Below are 18,032 nucleotides of genomic sequence, written 5' to 3'. Positions count from 1 at the left end.
CGATGCCACAACGCCGATTCGTGTGCACGCTCGAGGACCTGCCGCCCGGGGCGATGAAGTTGGTCGACATAGGGAAATTCGGGGTCGGTGTGTACAACGTGCGCGGCGCGCTGTACGCGATCGTGAATTACTGCTCGCACGAGGGCGCTCCGCTGTGCCTCGGCCTGCTGGGCGGCACCAACGAGCCGGCACCCGAGGAGCCGGGCGGGGTGCGTCGGGTGCGGGACGGCCAGATCGTCCGATGCCCTTGGCACAACTGGGAATTCGACATCACCACCGGGCGCAATGTAGCCGATCCGGCTCGGCGCGTCCGGACGTATCCGGTGGATGTCGCCGATGGGGAAGTGTTCGTGACCGCATGATCGGCCCAGTCGTCGACGCCAACGTCCAGCCGCATTTCCGCTACAACGCCGAAATCCGGCGTTATCTCCCTGCCGCCCACCAGCTGCGCTCCATCCCCGACGTCGAACAGCAGTGGTACCAAGCGCCCGGCGGCGACCACCGCGCCGACCTCTACGGCGACGGATACCCGGGTTCGGATCCCGAGATCGTCAGCCGGCATCTGTTCGACGAGGGCCCCCCGGAATCGCGGGCAAGCTACGCCATCCTGAACCCGCTGACCCGCGGCAACATCGCCGACTACCTGCTGAACAGCCGTATCTGCGCCGCGGTCAACGACTGGCTGCTGGACCGGTGGCTCGAACCCGACACCACCGACCGTTTCAGGGGCACCATCCGGGTCAATCCCGAAGACCCCAAGGGTGCGGTCGCCGAGATCGAGCGCCTCGCCGGCCATCCCAAGCTGGTGCAGGTCGGCGTGCCGATGCAGTCGCGCGAGCCGTTCGGCAAGCCGATGTTCGAACCCATCTGGGAGGCCGCGGCCGCCCATGGTCTGCCGGTGGCGGTGCACATCAACGGCGGCAACGGCGTCGACCATCCGCCGACGTTCGCCGGGCATGCCCACACCTATCCGGGTTACGCGTCGTTCATGCCCCTGAACTACTTCGTGCACCTGGCCACCCTGATTGTCGAGGGGATGTTCGGCCGGCACCCCGGACTGAAGTTCGTGTTCGCCGACGGCGGCTACGACATCCTCACACCGCTGATGTGGCGACTGGACACCTTCTGGCTGTCGATGCGCGATCAGACGCCGTGGGTGGACCGGTATCCGAGCGAATACCTGCCCGGCCATGTCCGGTTCTGTTCCTCGGCGCTGGACGGATCTCCGACGGCCGGGCACGCGGCCCGCTGGATGGACTTCTCCGGCAAGGCGGATCTGGTGATGTACGGGTCGGGTTATCCGCACTGGTCGACGACGCAGGCCGCCGACGCGGCCGCCGGTCTCAGTGCCGAGCAACGCCGAAAAGTGTTGTGGCAAAACGCCAGCGATCTGTATGGCTTGACGGTGAGTGAAGGAAGCGCGTTATGACGATCGTGGAACGGTCCGAGCAGGACACAACGCAGGATGTCGCGGTCACCGTCGTCGACACCGATGTGCACCCGTTGCCCGTCTCCGCCGAGGTGCTCAAGTCCTACGCGCCCGCCGAGTGGGTGGACAAGATCTGGCCGACCGGCAACGCGGTGACGCCCGTGCCGCACTTTTATGACACCCCCGATTCGTACAAGACGATGTCGATGCGACTGGACGCCGCCCCGCCGGGCGGTGGATTCGCCGGCAGCGACCCTGACTACGCCGCCAAGCAACTGCTTCTCGACGCGGGCGTCAGCATCGCGTCGCTGGAGCCGATGTGCGACGCGCAGTTACCCCAGGCCGAGCACGTGCTGAAGTCGACCTACAACGACTGGCTGGCCGACGTCTGGCTGGACAAACACAACTGGCACGGCCGGTGGCGCGGCTCGATCAGTGTCAGCGCGCAGACGCCCGAGCAGGCGGCACGTGAGGTCGAGCGGTGGGCGGGACATCCCTACATGCATCAGGTGCTGATGACGCCGCAGACTCGCGGAATACCCTTCGGCAACCAGCATTTCGACCCGCTCTATGCCGCGGCGGCGCGCAACGGGCTGCCGGTGGCCACCCACCTGATGGGGCAGACGCCGTTCGAGCTGATTCCGATCTACCCGGTCGGCAACCCCGCGCACTGGCATGACTTCTTCGCGTCCTGGCCGCTGCTCTATGTCTCACATCTGATGAGCCTGGTGTTCGACGGCGCATTCGACCGCCATCCCGATCTGCGGGTGGTGTTCATCGAGGGCGGCTTCACCTGGGCGATGCCGGTGATGACGCGCATGGACCGGATCTGGGAGGCGCGCCGCGGCGATCTGCCGCACGTGCGCCGACGTCCCTCGGAGTACGTGCGCGAGCACGTGCGGTTCACCACCCAACCGCTGGAAGACGCCGACACCGTGCAGTTCCGCGAGTATCTGGAAATGATGGATCTCGGTGACAACCTGATGTTCTCCACCGACTACCCGCACTGGAGCTACGACTCCCCGATGTATGCGATCAACCGGTTCCCCCGCGACCAGCGGGAGCGGATCATGCGCGGCAACGCGACGGCGCTCTACGGTCTGCCCGGCACCGTCAAGGCCCTGCCCGGCGAGCGCGTCGACGGCGGTACGGTTCTCGATTAGCCGTTGACCGTCGAGCCGGAAGGCCAGAGGGCATGACACAAACGAATCTCACGCGGCCGCAGGGACTGGGCCGTATCGACCCTGAACTCCGAGACGCCGCCGCCGCACTGGGCACGGTCGAGTTCAGCGCCGACACGTTGCCGGCCGAGCGGGAACGTGCCGACCGGGCCGCCGCCGAACGCGCGTCCGCGGTCGACACCACCGGCGTCACCGTCGAATCGCGGACGATTCCCGGCCCGGACGGCGGCGAACTGAACGTGCGGCTCTACCGTGGCGCCACCGCCACGGGCGTGCCGCTGCTGATCTACGCCCACGGTGGCGCGTTCGTCACCGGCAACCTGGACACCGACCATGCGCACTGTGTGGAGCTGGCCCGGGACGCCGATTGTCTGCTGGTGTCGGTCGACTACCGGCTCGCTCCGGAGCACCCCTGCCCGGCCGCCCTCGACGATGTCGAGGCGGCGCTGTGGTGGGCGATTGGGCATGCGTCCGAACTCGACATCGACGCCGGGCGCCTGGCCGTGATGGGCCGCGACGCCGGCGGCGCGCTGGTCGCCGGAGTCGCCCAGCGCGTGTTCGATGCGGAGGGGCCCAGGATCGCCGTGCAGATCCTGCATCAGCCGATGCTCGACTCCGACGCGACGCCCTCGCGGCGGGAATTCCAGCGCACACCCGGGCTCAACGGTCCGGCGGTCAGCCGGGCGTGGGGGCACTACCTCGGGCACGCCACCGCCACCGGACAGCTGGTGCCCGCACACCGCGCCAACCTGGAGGGGCTCCCGCCGGCGTTCGTCAGCTGCTCCGACGTCGACCCGTGCCGCGACGAAGCCATCGACTACGCCAACCGGCTGTTGCATGCCTACGTCCCCGCCAGCCTGCACGTCATCGCCGCAACGTTCCATGGGTTCGACTCTGTGGTGCCCGATTGGGTTGTCTCGCAGGAGAACCGGGCGCTGCACGCCCAGACGCTGCGCCGCGCGTTCGCGGTCTGATCACGCGCGCCGAGCGTGAACACAGGGCGGAATTCGGGCGCCGTATCTCGCCCTCGGTTCACGCTCGGCGGAAGGGGTCGGGCTAAACCGGCGTGAACTTGGTGATCAGCCACTTCCCGTCGACCAGAGCCAGATTCACCAGTGCGCTGCTCGCCGCCATCGACGGTTCCGGATTGTCCTTGCTGGTCGTGCTCTGGTCCACGAAGACCAGCACCACCGCGGAGTCCGGGTGCAACTCCTGCACCGCGGCGCGCATGACGTGGGCCGAGGTCTTCAGCGACTTCTGTTTGGCCGCCGGCGCGACGATCTGCTGCGTGAACTGGTCGTAGTACGACAGGAAGTCGCCGGTCAAATGCGAGCGGGCCGAGGCGAAGTCTTTGTCGAGGGTGTCCGGCGCATAGGACAGCAATGCGACCGTTCCGTCCGAGGCCGCGCTGACCGCCGCACGCCCCACGCTGGGGCTGGTCCGCTGGTCGGGCCGGTGATAGTGGGCGTACAGCCATGCCGTCACGCCACCGGAGATCAGCACCAGCACGATCAGCAGCACCGGAATGGGCCTGACGGTGATCTTGCGGCTCCAGATGTCGCGCCGCCAGTTCGGCTTGCGCTGCGCGGGCTCGGCGTCCTCGGCGGCGTGAACCTCGGGTTCGTCTTCGACGTCGGCGTCCTCGTCGACGGCTTCGGCGACGTCTGCGTCGGAATAGTGGTCTGAGTAGTTGTCGGGATGGTCGTCGGAGTAGGTGTCCAACTCGTCGTCGCGATCCTCGCCGAGGGTGTCGATCACCGTGGTTTCGGTGTCGTCGGCGGGGTGCTTGGTGGCGTTCGATTCGCGTTCGTCATCGCTCACGGCACGAACTCAACTTTCGACATCTTGTACTGTCCGTCCTCTTCGGTCACGGTCACGCGCAAGCGCCACGCGCGGGGCTCGTCCTTGGCCCCTGCGGAATTGGTGACGCGGGAGGTCGCCGACACCAGCACCTGCGCGGTGCGCCCGTCCATGGATTCGATCGCTGCCGCGTTGACCGTGCCCTCGGTGACCACCTTGGACTGCTCGACCACCTTGGTGAAGTCGGCCGCGCGCTGCTGGAAGTCGTCGCGGAACTCGCCGGTGGAACTGTCGATGACGCGCTGGACGTCGTCTTTGGCCTTCTTGAAGTCCAGCGAGGTCATGTTGACGACGCCCTTCTTGGCACCGGCGATGAAAGCCGCCGCCTTCTGCTCCCGGTCGGTGGCCTGGTGGTGCTCCCACACGAAGTAGCCACTTAGGCCGCTGAATCCCAGGATCAGCAATACCGCGACCACCTTGGCGATCGTCGACAGTCCCGGGAACCGCACCGCGCCGCGCATGCGTTCCCGCCGCGACGGCTTCGCCGCTGCCTCGGGTTCGGCCTCGCTGTAGTTCTCCGACTCGTCATAGCCTTCCGGCTCTTCGTATTCGTCGGCGTCTTCGTACTCGTCGGACTCGTCGTACTCGTCGTCGTCGTAGTCCTCGTACTCGTAGTCCTCTTCGTCTTCGTCGTCATCATCGGCAGCGGCAAGCGCTTCCCGGCGTAACCGGGCGGCGCGAGCCTTGGCGCGTGCCGCCGCGGCCAGCGCCTCGGCCTCGGCGGCCTCAGCCTCGGCCTCCGCGGCCAGCGCCAGCACGTCGGCCTTCGACGGCACCGCGTCGTCGTCTCTGTCAGCCATTACGGCCACCGCTCGTCATTATCGACTGAACTCCGGTATCTCTTACGGTATCGCCCATTGGTAACATCGGAGTCGCCAGCGAACTCCGACGAGGACCGATCAGGCGGATGATTAATCACCCAATCTTTTCCCCCAGCTTCCTTCGCGACGGCGAAGGAATGCCAAGGAATGTCCGGTCGGCATCATGACCGCTGTCGACTCTCCCGAAAAGATACTCTTCACCACCACCAGCCAAGCCTTTCTGTCGAAAGAAGCGTCGCTGCGTCACGTCCGCGAACTGCACGCCGCGGGCGCATCGTGGGATCCGGCGTGGTGGCGGCGCGCCGCCGAGCTCGGCTGGACCGGGCTGCTGGTTCCCGAGGAATTGGGCGGCGGCAGTGTCTCCGGTGACGGGGTGGCGGACCTGGCCGGGGTCGCCGAGTTGCTGGGCAAGACGGTGGCCCCCGGACCGCTGTATCCGGTCAGCACCGTGCTCGCCGGACTGGTGGACTGCGCCGACCGGGACACCCACGCGGAATTGATCGATGCGCTGATCTCGGGGGAGACGGTGGCGTCGTGGGCGGTGTCGGAGCCGCGGCGGGGCTGGGCCCCGCAGCAGCCCATGGTGACCGCGACCGCGGTCGAATCCGGGTACCGCATTGACGGCACCAAAGACCGGGTGGAGGCCGGCGCGCAGAGCGCGGTGCTGTTGGTGGTGGCACGCTGCGCCGACGGGGTGCGCCAATTCCTGGTCCCGACGGACGCGCCGGGGGTACGGATCACCCCTGTGCAGTCGGTCGACCTGGTCAAGCAGTACGCACGGGTGGAGTTCGACGGTGCGGTGGCGTCAGCGGTGGTCGGCACCGCCGCCGAGACGGCCGGGCTGATCGACCGGCAGAGTCAGATCGCGCAGGTGTTGCAGTGTGCCGAGTCAGTCGGCATCTTGCAGACCGTTTTCGATTTCACCGTCCAGTGGGCCCTGGACCGGCACAGCTTCGGCCGGCCCCTGGCGTCGTATCAGGCGCTCAAACACGGTTTCGCCGATATGAAGCTGTGGCTGGAGGCGTGCCGCGCGACCACGGCGGCCGCGGTCGCCGATGTCGCGGCCCGGGCGCCGGACGCCGGCTTGTCGGCCAGCGTCGCCAAGTCCTATGTCGGCGAGGTCGGCGGGGAGATCGTGCAGCGGTGCGTGCAGATGCACGGCGGCATCGGGGTCACCTGGGAACACGACCTGCATCTGTATCTGCGGCGAATCACGTTGTACCGCTCCATGTTCGGCACGCCCGAGGAGCATAATCTCCGGGTCTACCAGGCGGGTGTGAAATGAGTTCCACCGAGACCGTCGCCGAGTTCGCCGCCCGTGCGCGGTCCTGGCTGGCCAAGAACATGCCCCGCATCGACCCCGAGTCCCCACCGGCCGTGCCGCGGGATGCCGAACAGTCCTGGCAGCGGGCGCGCGAACTGCAAAAGCGGCTCTACGAAGGCGGATTCGCGGGCATCTGCTTTCCGCGGGAGTACGGCGGCCTCGGGCTGGACTACGAGTACCAGCGGGCTTTCGACGTCGAGTCGCTCAATTACGAGATGCCGCTGATCCTCAACGTGCCGACGTTCACCATCTGCTGCGCCACCCTGCTGGACACCGGTAGTGAGGAGCAGAAGAAGCAGCACATCGCCGCGGCGCTGCGCGGTGACGAGGTGCTGGTGCAGCTGCTTTCCGAACCCAGCGGCGGCTCGGATCTGGCCGGGGTGATCACGCGTGCCGAACGCCACGGCGACCGCTGGGTGATCAACGGCGCCAAGACCTGGAGCACCAGCGCCTTCGCCGCCGACTACGGTCTGTGCCTGGCCCGCACCGATTGGGACGTGCCCAAGCACGACGGGCTGACCATGTTCCTGGTGCCGATCAACCACCCCGGCATCACGTTGCGGCGCATCACGCAGGTCAGTGGCGGCGCCGAGTTCTGCGAGGAATTCCTCGACGGGGTGGACGTCGGCGACGACGCCGTGGTCGGTGAGGTGAATAAGGGCTGGGCGGTCGCGTCACGGCAGCTCTATCACGAACGGCGCGCCGTCGGGCAGGGCTCGGAGTTCGCCAGCGGCTCGGGCAGCGAGGGCGGGCACACGACACCGGTGGACTATGCCGATCTGTTGGCACGCACCGGTCAGTCCGACAGCGAGCGTGCGCAGGAGATGGCCGGGCGCGCGCTGGTGCATCGGGCGGTCGCCGAGCAACTGATCAGCCACGTCTACCGCAGTGTCCGCGACGGCTCACTGCCGCCGGCCGGCGGAACATTGATCAGGCTTTTCCACGCCGAGACGGTGATGCTGGAGATGGACACCGCTCTGGCGCTCGCCGGTGCCGCCGGTGTGGTGGGGGAGGTGGGCGAAGGGCTGCAATCGGGGCTTCGGTACCTCTCGCGCCAGTCGGTGGCCATCGGTGGTGGCACCACGGAGATGGCGCGCAACGTCATCGGCGAGCGGGTGCTGAACTTCCCGCGGGAATTCGCCGCGGATCGCGGGGTGCCGTTCAATCAGGTGCGGCACGGCAGGACGCGGTAGCCGCCGGCTCAGTCCTCGACCAGGATGTCTTCGGATTCCCCGCTGCTGACCGGGATTTGAACCAGCGACAAGACGTGGTGGGCAGGGCTCCCCGGGGGCGCCACCAGTACGCAGTCGCCGCCCTGCTTGCGCGCCCGCTCCCGCGCCGCGGCCAAGGCGCTGACGCCCGCTGACCCGAGGTGCGTGACTGCGCTCAGGTCGATCGTCAAAGACGCTATGCCCGAACGACTTTCGACTGCAAGCTGACGATCCAGGGTGGACGCGGTGTTGGAGTCCACCTCGCCGCGCACGATGATCCGGCCACCGTCGGCGACCAGTGAGACGAACTCGCTGTCGATCTCGCGCGGATGGGTGACCCGGCTGGGCACCGGGTCGCTGACGAAGTTCACCGGCCGGGTGAGCCGGTGGGTCAGCGTTGCGGTCGTGCCGTCGAGGCTGTGCGTGACATGCGATTCGGTCACCAGCGCCTCGGCCATCGCCAGGCCGCGGCCGCGCCCTTTCTCGCCTTCGCGATGGTCCTTCCATTCGCCGCGGTCGATCACCGAGGCTCGCAACCGGCCGTCGCCGCCCAGCGACGCCTCAACGATCAGGCCGTCGGGAACATCGGCGCCGTAACCGTGTTCGACCGCGTTCTCGACGAATTCCGAGATCGCGTGCACCACATCGGAGATGTCCGCGGAATCGGCCCCGATCTCGGAGAGCCATTCCCGCAGCTTGCCGCGGATGCCCCGGGCGGCGTGGATCGTGGCATCCGACATGATGTACAACGGCGGTGTCGGCGTCCGGCGCTGCACCGCGAGCAATGTGACGTCGTCGCTGTAACCCGTTGAACGCAAAAGCAATTCAAGCGTTTCCGAGCAGAGCCGGTCGATGGGGCGAGCGGGCGAGTCGAGGATGAAGCCCCGGGTGCCGGCGGCGACACTGCCGGCCAGGTCGGCGAATTCGGCGGTGCTGGCCACCAGCGGGCGGCCCGGGCGCTCGATCAGGCCGTCGCTGTACAGCAGCACAGCGTCGCCGACGTCGAGGGTCTCGGTGCGCACCGGAAAGCCTGTGCCACTGCCCAGCGGCCCACCGCCCGACGGTTGCACGTACCGCGCGCTGGCATCGCCCGCGACGATCAGCGGGGGCGGGTGCCCGGCCGTGCAGTATTGGAATTCACCCGTCGCCAGGTCCAGCGAGCCGACGCAGACGGTGGCCGACTTGGCCCCCGGCACGTGCTCGTGGAAGGCGTCGAGCGCCTCGAGCGCTTCGCCGATCGGACGGCCCGCGGTGAGCTGCATCCGCAGTGCGGTGCGCAGCTGCGACATCACCGCCGCGGCCTCGACGCCATGGCCTACAACGTCACCGACGACGACCACCAGCCGGTCACCGAGGGCCAGCGCGTCGAACCAGTCTCCGCCCGCTGCAGTGTCTTCGGCTGCGACGAGGTACTCGGCCGCGATGTCGGCCCCGGGAACCACCGGAACGGAGGGGGCCAGCAGTGTCTGCTGCATGAGGATCGCCGAATCGCGGACGTTGCGGTAGCGCTGCGAGAGCTCCTCCACCCGGGCCTCGGCTGCCAGCCGTGCCTGCACGCGTGCGGTGACATCGTCGAAGACCAGTTGCACGCCCTCGATGGATCCGTCGGGCCCGCGCCGGGGCGTGACGAGGAAGTCGAAAAAACGCTCCTCGAGTCCGGAACCCTGCAGGTCGACCTGGAGGCGCCACTCGGATCCCGATTGAGACTCACCGGTGCGATAAACCCGGTCGAACATGTCGTAGATCTGCTGGTTCTCCAGCTCGGGATAGACCTCTTTGGCCGTCTTCCCCACCGTGTTCAGCTCTGGATTGAAGGCGCGGAAAGCCGCATTGACCGCGATGAAGCGGTGGTCAGGCCCGTGCAGGCCAACCACCATGGCCGGGATGTTCTCGAAGATGCGCCGCACGTCTTCAGCGGCGCCCACGGTGTTATCCCAGTCCTTTTCGGCCGACATATGGCCGTACCTCCCGCGGACCGATGTAGCAAACTAGTCGGGTGCGCTGACGACAGCGTCAAGCAACAACAACCAGACTAGCAATGCGCAGGACATCCACCACGCACCAAAATTTTTGAGCAGCGGGCGTGCCGCTCAAGCTAAGCCGCGGCGAGCGCCGATTCGGTCGTGGGGTGAACGGGCAACACGTGGCCGAAGGCGCAGGCTTCCACGATGCGGGCAATGCCGGGGTTGCTACTGACCAGCCGCAATGTGACACCGCGTCGGCGGCACCGCTCGGCTTCGTCGGCGAGCACGGCGAACGCGCAGGCGCCCATGAAGTCCAGGCCCGCGACATCCACGATCAGCGGTCCGGGCCGGACGGCAACCGCGGACGCTTCCGACAGCAGTCCCCGCCAGGTGTGCTCGTTGGCGGCGTCGACTTCGCCGCCGGCGCGGATGACCACGGCCGAGCCGCTGCGCACCGTGGTGGCCCGCAGCGTGCTGTCCGGTTCACCCAGCTCCAGCGACAACCGGTCGCTCAACGGCACCGGAATGGAGAAAGAGTCGGATGGACCCAGGTTCATCGTGCACCCCCATTGAGGGCCGCGCGGAAAAATCCCCCCGATGGAATGTCCACTGCGCGCCCGTAAGACGAACTGATGCCTTGTGTATAGCAGAAACTGTTGCCCGATTAGGGCGAATGGCGAGATCGGTAGCAGCCCGATAGACCCGGCTGTCTACCGACCCGCGGGCAGTCAGGCGGAGACCGGTTTTTTGGCCGGGGCCGACACCTTCATCAGCTTCATCAGGTTGCCGCCCATGATCTTGGCGACGTCGGCCTCGTCGAAATCGGTGAGCTCGTCGACGAAGGAGATGGGGTCCTTGAGGCCTTCGGGGTGCGGCCAGTCCGAGCCGAACAACACCCGGTCGGTACCCACCATCTTTACGATCTCGGTGAACCTGTCCTCCCAGAACGGAGTGATGTACACGCAGCGCTTGAAGGCTTCGACCGGGTCTTCGCTGAACGACTGCGGCATCTTCTTGTAGACGCCCTTGAGGCCTTTGAACAGGTCCGGCACCCAGTCGGCGCCGTTCTCGATGGACAGGATCCGCAGCTCCGGGTTGCGGGACAACGCACCGTGGCACACCAGAGCGCCCATCGCATCCAGGATGGGCCGGTGGCCCATGGCGAAACTGCGGAAGGCGGTGGGCTTGAACGGCAGGAACTCGTCGCCGGGCTCCCACACGTTCGCGAACTCGGAGTAACCGCTGTCCGAGGCGTGCATCGAGACCGGGATCTCGGCCTTGATGCAGGCCTGCCAGAACGGGTCGAATTCCTCGAGGCCGAACGACCGGCTGCCTTTGTAGCCGGGCACCGGGGCCGGCCGGACCAGCACGGTGCGGGCGCCGCGATCCAGGCACCACTGCAGTTCTTCCAGAGCGCGGTCGACGATGGGCAGGGTGATCACCGGGGTGGCGAAGATGCGGTCCTGGTAGTTGAACGACCACTGCTCATACATCCACTGGTTGAGCGCGTGGATGACATCGTGGGTCATCTCCGGGTCGTCCTTCATCCGCTCCTCGACCAGGCTGGCCAGGGTCGGGAACATCAGCGCGTAGTCGATGCCGAGCTCGTCCATGACCTCCAGTCGCGCACCCGGTTCCCGGAAGGCGGGAATCGCCTTCATCGGCTCGCCGAGTATCTCGCGGTAGCTCTTACCCTGCGCGCCGTTGCGGAAGTAGTCCTCCTGCGCGCCCGGGCGGGCCACTACCTCGAACGTCGGATTGGGGATGTACTCACTGATGTGGCCACGCACCACGATCTTGGTGCGGCCGCGTACCTGCACGTAGTCGATGACGCGCTTGCGGTTCTCCGGCAGGAACTTGGTCAGCGCCTCCTGCGGCTCGTACATGTGGTTGTCAGCGTCGAAGACGGGGAAGGGAAGTTCGCGGGACGGCATGGCGATCTCCTGTAGAAGTCTTGATCTCTCTGGGTGGTAATGACGTTACCACTTTTCGCGAGGGATGATGCTGGGGGTCAGCTTTGGGTGGAGCCGCCGGCCGGGTCCGGACTGCCCACGATGGCGAAATTCACTGTCGCCGTAGCCGCCAGCTCGCTGTCGCTGTCGCCGTAGATGTCGATCTGCATGACCAGCGACCGGCGGCCGGCCCGCAGCACTTTCGGGACTGCCAGGGCCGAGCCCTGCCTGATCGGCCGCAGATAGCGGATGACGAGATCGGAGGTCGTCATCGCGGTGCCCGGTTGCAGGTACTGCAGACCGAGCTGACCGCCCGCCACGTCGGCCAGGGTGGCGATCAGGCCGCCCTGTAACGCACCCGAAGTGTTCACCACCTGAGGGCTGACCGGCATGGTCATCGCGAAGCCGTCGTCATGAAAACTGGCCGGGCGCAGGCCAATCTGGGCGAACAGTTCGGCCAGGGTGGGATCTGGCGTCTCGTCACCCGTCTCGCGGATGCCGAGCGCGCGGCTGCAGAAGTCGTACAGTTGGCCGGAATCGATCGGCGTCCCGTTCAATTCGGTTCCGAGCCAATGCAATCGAAGCGCGCCGACCATGGTCTGCATGACGATCGCGGCGGCGGCGCCGACGTCCAGGCCCGGGTTGAAGACGCCCTCGGTGATGCCCTGGCCGATGATGTCGCGCATCAGGCGGTGCAGGGGCGAGAGGACCCTGGCGTATTCGCGGGGCCGGGTCTCGGCCAGGTTCTGGTTGTACAGGCTCAGCGCCCGGTTCAAGCTGTCCTGCGTCGTCGACTCCGGTTGGGCGCCGACGCGGTCGATGATCAGCTTCAGCGCCGCGGTGCTGTCCAGGCCCGCGGTCTCGGCACGCCAGGTCTGCGCCGCCTGGGCCATCGTCCGCTCGAAGAGCGCCAGCAGCAGTTCGTCCTTGCTGGAGAAGTGTTGGTAGAAGGCGCGCAGCGACGTCTTGGAGCGGGCGACGACTTCCTGCACGGTGAAATCGGTGCGCCCGGTCTCGCCGAGGATTTCGACCGCGGTCTTGATGAAGCGGTCGGCGCGGGTGACTTCGGCTTCGTCGACGGGTCCGGTCATCGGTGGTCTCCTCTTCGGGCAACGTGGCGCACGCTGTGAGAATGAGGTTACCGTGCGGCGGTTCGATTAGGGTCGAGCCGTGAACGTCGGCACCGCTGGTGGGGGAGCGGTCGATCATCGTCGCCTGGTGGAGCAGGCGGTTGCCTTGGTGCTCGGCGAAGCACCGCCGGGCTGGACGCGCCTGAATATCGCGTTCGACGCGGCGTCATCGGAGGTGACGGCAGTTGCGGATGGAGGGGCGGACGGGGGGGCGGTGCCGCTGGCGGTGCCATCCCAGGCGGTCGAAGCGCTAAGTGAATACCACCGCGAGGCTGTTTCCAGTGGGTCGTTGTGGCGGCGCCTGTCGATCGACTGCGGGTCAGACGGAACGCTGTCGATGCGCAAAGATGCGGCCACGCCGGGTGTTTCGCGCAGGTGGCCGCAGCGCGTGCTGGCGGCGATCACGCTGGCGTGCCTGGTGGCTGCCGCCGTGGTGTTCGCCGTTGGTTGGCGGCGGTCAGAGCCACCGCGCATCGGCGTGCTCGCCGTGCCGCCCCCGCCGCGTGCCAAGGCGGCGTTCGCGGTGCTCGAGCAGTGGTATGCCGCCGAAGACCAGGGCGACGCCGCACTGATGCGTCAATTGGCATGCGCTCATCCCACGCAGTCGCTCGTCGACTGGATCAACACGATCGCGTATTACGGGCAGGACCAGGGCCTGATCTTTCCCGATGCGTTGACCCAATTCCGAGACAACGGTTCGACTGTCTGGGTGAAAGTGGCGGTGCGGATCAGGCCGATCGACGACCGGATGAAGCGCGAAGTCGAGGAGGCGCAGACCCGCGGCGGCTTCTTCTTCGAGACCGTGACCCTCGCCGACGAAGGCGGCGCGCTCAAGGTGTGCGATGGACAGCGCTGAATCGGATAGGTCCCGGCACCGGGCGCGAATCATGTTGTGGCTCTGCTCTTTCGCGGCCGCATCCTCGATCGCGCTGTTGGTGGTCGCGGTCGTCGGTCGAGACCCTGGCGACGGGCCGACGTTGCGGCCTAGAGAGGTCGGCGACTCGATGAGTCAAGCGCAGGCTTACGAGGCTGCCGATTCCACGGTGCGGGCGTGGGTACGCGAACGCAATGCACGAAACCTGGCGAACCTCGAGGCGCTGACCTGTCTGGACAACGAGGGCACCGTGACTGCCGAGGTCGATGCGGTCCGGAAGAAGAAGCCGGTCGGCAAGCCGATGCATGTGGTCTCCACTGGGGCGCTCGGCCGCCACGATTCGCTGTGGACCTTGAGCACGCACTTCGACAACGACGTCAGCGTTCAGTTCGTGTTGGGGGTGCGCGGCGGCCAGTTGCAGGTCTGCCGGATCGCTTCGGCCCCGGTGCCGTGACTAGCGTGATTGGCGTGATGCTTTCGAAGGAAGGGTGGTGACGGTGCCGGGTTCGTCGTTGCCGCCGGACGGTTTTCGGTGGGTTGAGCAGCCGCCGTCACCGCAGCGTCGCGCGCGGCGATTCTGGTGGATCGGCGCGGCGGTTTTCCTCGTGATTGCGGTTGTCGCCGCAGGAGTTGTCGTGGTGCTGCGCCGTCACGCGCCAAGTCAGGGCGCCGACGCACCCGCCGGACGCCCACCCATCGGGACACCGCAGGACCTGCTCGTGTCGTTTCCGTTGAATCGTCAACCGGTGCCGGGTTGGCAGGTCAGCGGCGCGGATATCGGATTGCCGCCCGGCGTCAAGGTTGGCGACCTGTTCTCCCGCAACGGCACCAAGGCCTACTTCATCACCCTGGAGGGCTGCGAGAAGTCCTGCCACAATCCGACCGGTTGGCTGTACGGTCTTGAAACAACCACTGGTGCAAGGCTTTTTCCGCCGCTGGCGCTGCCGGGTTTCTTCGGAACCAACTCGGACTGTCATAGCAATGGTCCAGCGGTGGCCCTCTGCACGAGCCGCACCGAAGGGCAGGAAGCTCATCTCCCACCACCGGGAGCATGGGTGATCGACCTCGATCGCGGCGCCCTGACGTATCACGGATCAAACACTCTCAATCCCAAGATCATTGGCAGCGGAATTGAACTCGAGTCGGTGGGCTACCACGACGGCCCGGCCTACCTGGTAGCCGCTCACCGCGGAGAGGGCCTGCACGGTGTCGGCGCACACGCCGAGTTGACCTGGTTCCTGCCCGGCAGCGGGGAGATCCAGGATCCGGGAGCCTGGAATCCCGACATTCCGCCACTGACCCTCGCCGTGCAACCGTTGAAGTCTCCCGGCGATAACCGGGGAGATCGGGTCTTCTCGGTAGTCGACGGCAAAGACCTGACCCCCTCACCGACTTCGGGCACGCGACTGGAGGAGGCCGTCGTATACAACGGCGGGTTTGCCTATCAGGTGGACGCGGGCACGCGGATGTATGACACCGCCGGCCGTGAAGTCGGCCGGCAGGAGCCCGAGCGCAGTTACCCACAGCAGAACGCCGCGATGCTCACACTCGCGGTCGGAAGCAACTTCCAGATTTACGATGCGACAGGCAAACTTGTCGCAACGATCCCGTCGCGCGGTCTCGCTGCCGATTTCGAAATTATCGGCACCAAGGTGTACATCAGGACCGCGGGCAGTGGTGACGGCATGGAATCTGCCTGGCAGCAATGGGACCTGCGCACCGCAGCGCCCGGTGCCACCTGCACCATGGCCCTGTGGCCCGACTACGCCGGCTCCGACGGCACCGTCGTGGTCACCCGAAGCCGTGCCGACGATGTGTCCCACTACGTGGCCATCGACACCACCAATTGCCAAGCGCTATGGGATATTCCCGGCAAGGTCTGGATCCACAAGATAGGCACGGGCCTGATAGAAGTGGACCATGACCGGGACACGGTCTCCTCGCTGCGGGAACCCCCGAAGTAGCCCACTTCACCGACGTGACTCGCGCAGCTCGGCTATGTCCTCGGCGACGTGCTGAAGTTAGAGAAACCCCCACTTCGCGACCCGCCGCCACAATCGACCAGTCCCGCGCTCGCAATTCCATGAAACGTTCACGCCTGGCCGACTGCGGCCGACGGCGCGCTCTCTACACGACGCGACGACGACAACACAACCTCCAGAACCTGGTGAAATGTTGCGGCAGGCCTCCAAAAACCACCATTGTTAAATTTGTGCAGCACGAGCAGGTCAAGATCTTTCTCGGGATCGACGTTTCCGCAATCTTTGCCAATGATCGGTTTCGCATCGTGGCCTTGCGCAGGAGCTGATCGCCCAGCGCAAATTCGGCTCGGGACGCTGCGGTATTGGTGGCCAACGTAATCGTGGTCAGCGTCGACGCTGCTGCGCTTGGCGCTGTGCGCTCAATCTAGCCCCCTACACCGGCCGAGTCGTGAAGCTCAGAATCCCGGTAGTGGCACCTTCGGGCCGGTCAATCCCTTGCTGCCAATAGCACCGCCGCTGCCAGCTCCGCCACTGCTTCCTGCGGGACTGCCTGGTCCGCCGAGCCCACCAGCCGCGCCGGCACCGCCGGTCCCGCCGGTGCCACCGGCGCCCGGGGTGGCCCCATAGAGCGACGTGCCGCCGGTACCGCCTCTGCCGCCGACCCCGCCGGCTCCGCCGCGTCCGCCGGCACCGCCGGGTGCCGCCGCACCCATGGGTCCGGCCGGACCGTTGGGGCCGCCCGAGCCCCCGGCTCCGGGGAGCCCGGCAGCACCGCCCATTCCGCCGGCACCACCGGCGCCACTGTTTCCGCCGGCTCCGCCGGTACCGCCAATGCCGGTCAGCGTAGCGCCGCCGCCGGTGCCGCCCGTGCCACCGATCCCTCCAGTGCCACCGACACCCCCGACACCGCCGGCGCCCGCGGCGCCGCCATGGCCGTACATGCCACCGGCCCCGCCGTTGCCGCCCGCGCCACCAACGCCGCCGACACCGCCCGATGCGCCATCTCCACCGTCACCTCCGTCGCCCCCAAAGGTGCCAACCGAACCACTGGGTCCGCCCATACCGCCACTGGCTCCGTTGGCGCCCACACCGCCGGCACCGCCCGCACCGCCGATGCCGCCTGCGCCGCCATTGCCCCCCATCGACCCGCCGTGTCCCCCATTTCCGCCCACCCCGCCGGCGCTCCCTGAGCCACCGATGCTTCGGGCACCAGCGGCGTCACCACCGGCACCGCCGTCACCGCCAGCCGCACCTGCCCCGCCGGCACCACCCCGGCCGCCAGCGGCGCCGATACCGCCATCACCGCCGTCGCCGCCGTTGCCACCGCCGATAGCGCCGATTCCGGCGCCACCGCTCCCGCCCGCACCGCCAGGCGCACCGGTACCCCCGTCACCACCATTGCCGCCGGCACCGCCGGGCTGCCCGGCGAGGGCGTTGCCGCCTCGGCCGCCGGCACCGCCCGCCTGCCCGGTAATGCCGTCAGCTCCGATGCCCCCCGGCAGGCTGGGTCCACCGGAACTGCCCGCCGCGGCGGGCTGTGTGACGGACTGCGTCGGATTAACGCCTGCGGTGCCAGGCGCACCGGCGCCACCGGCGCCTCCTGCCCCACCGTTGCCGAGCGTCGCAACGTTGCCGCCGTGGCCCCCGGCGCCGCCTCCGATGCCGCCGCGTCCGCCCGCGCCGCCGTTTCCGAAGGTGGCGTCGCCACCGCGCCCGCCGGCTTGACCGGGCAGCCCGTCACCGCCGCGACCGCCGTTGCCGCTCAGCCACCCACCCGGCTTGCCGGGTCGGCCGGGAGCGCCGTCTACGCCGTTGCCCACCAGCGGGCGTCCGGTCAGTGCCAGTGATTGCGCGTTCGCCGCGGCGCTCACCGCTTGGGCGGGGGCAAGCAAGTTCTGCGCCGCGGCGTTCACCGCGCCGAGCGGGTTCGCCGCTGCGGCGGTGTTCGCGGACTCGGCGAGCTGATACAGCCCGGCGTTGGCGAGCAGGGTGCGTGCAAACTGTTCGTGAAAAGCGTTGGCCTGCGCGCTGAGCCGTTGATAAGCCCGCGCATGACCCTGCAGAATCGCCGAGGCCATCGTCGAAACTTTATCGGCTGCCGGAGCCAACATTCGAGTTGTGTTGGCCGCCGCGGCGGCATTGGCCTCCGCTATTGTCGAGCCGACTCGGGCTAGGTCAGTGGCAGCCGCCGCGAGTGCTTCCGGGCCAGTGAGTACGTACGACATGGCACTTTCCTTCCATAGAGTGAAAACTCGAATGCGAGTTCTATGCGGGGCAGCCAAGCAGTGAGCGAGGCGGCCGGCA

The 18,032-nt window shown here is 67.3% G+C and carries 16 protein-coding genes; 9 read left to right on the top strand and 7 right to left on the bottom strand.

What is annotated here, in order from left to right; genetic code table 11:
• Positions 1-2 precede the first annotated feature (2 nt).
• From QXK92_RS21475 to QXK92_RS21460, 4 genes are read left to right on the top strand one after another with little or no spacing between them, the layout of a single operon-like run.
• The gene (locus QXK92_RS21475; RefSeq protein ID WP_306245024.1) at positions 3-362 is read left to right on the top strand and encodes a Rieske (2Fe-2S) protein; all 360 of its coding nucleotides are present in this window, start codon (positions 3-5) and stop codon (positions 360-362) included.
• Positions 359-1,429 carry an amidohydrolase family protein gene (locus QXK92_RS21470; RefSeq protein WP_306245023.1) on the top strand — a complete coding sequence of 357 codons (1,071 nt, stop codon included), beginning with the start codon at positions 359-361 and terminating at the stop codon, positions 1,427-1,429. Before QXK92_RS21475 ends, QXK92_RS21470 begins: the two co-directional genes overlap by 4 nt.
• Positions 1,426-2,592 (top strand): amidohydrolase family protein, encoded by a 1,167-nt coding sequence (locus QXK92_RS21465; RefSeq protein WP_306245021.1) that lies wholly within the window; start codon positions 1,426-1,428, stop codon positions 2,590-2,592. The genes QXK92_RS21470 and QXK92_RS21465 overlap by 4 nt, the downstream gene beginning before the upstream one ends.
• Positions 2,593-2,624: 32 nt before the next feature.
• On the top strand, positions 2,625-3,584 hold the full coding sequence (locus QXK92_RS21460; RefSeq protein WP_306245019.1) for an alpha/beta hydrolase: 960 nt from the start codon (positions 2,625-2,627) through the stop codon (positions 3,582-3,584).
• 82 nt (positions 3,585-3,666) lie between these two features.
• On the opposite strand, the gene QXK92_RS21455 is transcribed toward QXK92_RS21460, so the two are convergent.
• On the bottom strand, positions 3,667-4,332 hold the full coding sequence (locus QXK92_RS21455) for a hypothetical protein (protein WP_306246393.1): 666 nt from the start codon (positions 4,330-4,332) through the stop codon (positions 3,667-3,669).
• 95 nt (positions 4,333-4,427) lie between these two features.
• Entirely contained in the window at positions 4,428-5,279 is an 852-nt protein-coding gene (locus tag QXK92_RS21450) for a hypothetical protein (RefSeq protein ID WP_371934227.1), read from the bottom strand.
• A 175-nt stretch (positions 5,280-5,454) separates the two neighbouring features.
• Here QXK92_RS21450 and QXK92_RS21445 point away from each other — a divergent pair, with 175 nt between their 5' ends.
• Positions 5,455-6,576, top strand: a complete 1,122-nt coding sequence (locus QXK92_RS21445) for an acyl-CoA dehydrogenase family protein (RefSeq protein ID WP_306245015.1) — start codon at positions 5,455-5,457, stop codon at positions 6,574-6,576.
• Positions 6,573-7,808 carry an acyl-CoA dehydrogenase family protein gene (locus QXK92_RS21440; protein WP_306245014.1) on the top strand — a complete coding sequence of 412 codons (1,236 nt, stop codon included), beginning with the start codon at positions 6,573-6,575 and terminating at the stop codon, positions 7,806-7,808. Before QXK92_RS21445 ends, QXK92_RS21440 begins: the two co-directional genes overlap by 4 nt.
• 8 nt (positions 7,809-7,816) lie before the next feature.
• On the opposite strand, the gene QXK92_RS21435 is transcribed toward QXK92_RS21440, so the two are convergent.
• The 4 genes from QXK92_RS21435 to QXK92_RS21420 all read right to left on the bottom strand — a co-directional run bounded on the left by QXK92_RS21435 (position 7,817) and on the right by QXK92_RS21420 (position 12,833).
• A complete protein-coding gene (locus QXK92_RS21435) occupies positions 7,817-9,781 on the bottom strand; it encodes a SpoIIE family protein phosphatase (protein WP_306245012.1) in 1,965 nt (654 codons plus the stop codon).
• Between the two features lie 140 nt (positions 9,782-9,921).
• Positions 9,922-10,347, bottom strand: coding sequence for an anti-sigma factor antagonist (locus QXK92_RS21430; protein WP_306245010.1), 426 nt, complete (start codon positions 10,345-10,347; stop codon positions 9,922-9,924).
• Positions 10,348-10,518: 171 nt separating this feature from the next.
• Positions 10,519-11,724, bottom strand: coding sequence for an amidohydrolase family protein (locus QXK92_RS21425; RefSeq protein ID WP_306245008.1), 1,206 nt, complete (start codon positions 11,722-11,724; stop codon positions 10,519-10,521).
• A gap of 77 nt (positions 11,725-11,801) precedes the next feature.
• Complete coding sequence (locus QXK92_RS21420) at positions 11,802-12,833, bottom strand: hotdog fold thioesterase (protein ID WP_306245006.1); 1,032 nt, start codon at positions 12,831-12,833, stop codon at positions 11,802-11,804.
• A gap of 79 nt (positions 12,834-12,912) precedes the next feature.
• On the opposite strand from QXK92_RS21420, the gene QXK92_RS21415 reads away from it, so the two are divergent.
• The 3 genes from QXK92_RS21415 to QXK92_RS21405 are packed head-to-tail and all read left to right on the top strand — an operon-like array spanning position 12,913 to position 15,710.
• Positions 12,913-13,728 carry a hypothetical protein gene (locus QXK92_RS21415; protein WP_306245004.1) on the top strand — a complete coding sequence of 272 codons (816 nt, stop codon included), beginning with the start codon at positions 12,913-12,915 and terminating at the stop codon, positions 13,726-13,728.
• Entirely contained in the window at positions 13,715-14,200 is a 486-nt protein-coding gene (locus QXK92_RS21410) for a hypothetical protein (protein WP_306245003.1), read from the top strand. The genes QXK92_RS21415 and QXK92_RS21410 overlap by 14 nt, the downstream gene beginning before the upstream one ends.
• A gap of 37 nt (positions 14,201-14,237) precedes the next feature.
• A complete protein-coding gene (locus QXK92_RS21405) occupies positions 14,238-15,710 on the top strand; it encodes a hypothetical protein (RefSeq protein ID WP_306245002.1) in 1,473 nt (490 codons plus the stop codon).
• A gap of 473 nt (positions 15,711-16,183) precedes the next feature.
• Here QXK92_RS21405 and QXK92_RS21400 read toward each other — a convergent pair whose 3' ends face one another.
• On the bottom strand, positions 16,184-17,953 hold the full coding sequence (locus QXK92_RS21400) for a PE family protein (protein ID WP_306245000.1): 1,770 nt from the start codon (positions 17,951-17,953) through the stop codon (positions 16,184-16,186).
• Positions 17,954-18,032 lie beyond the last annotated feature (79 nt).

The sequence above is a fragment of the Mycobacterium sp. TY815 genome (assembly GCF_030755135.1).
Lineage (GTDB): Bacteria > Actinomycetota > Actinomycetes > Mycobacteriales > Mycobacteriaceae > Mycobacterium.
The sequence above is the reverse complement of the archived record's forward strand: the minus strand, read 5'-3'. Positions and strand labels throughout refer to the sequence as shown.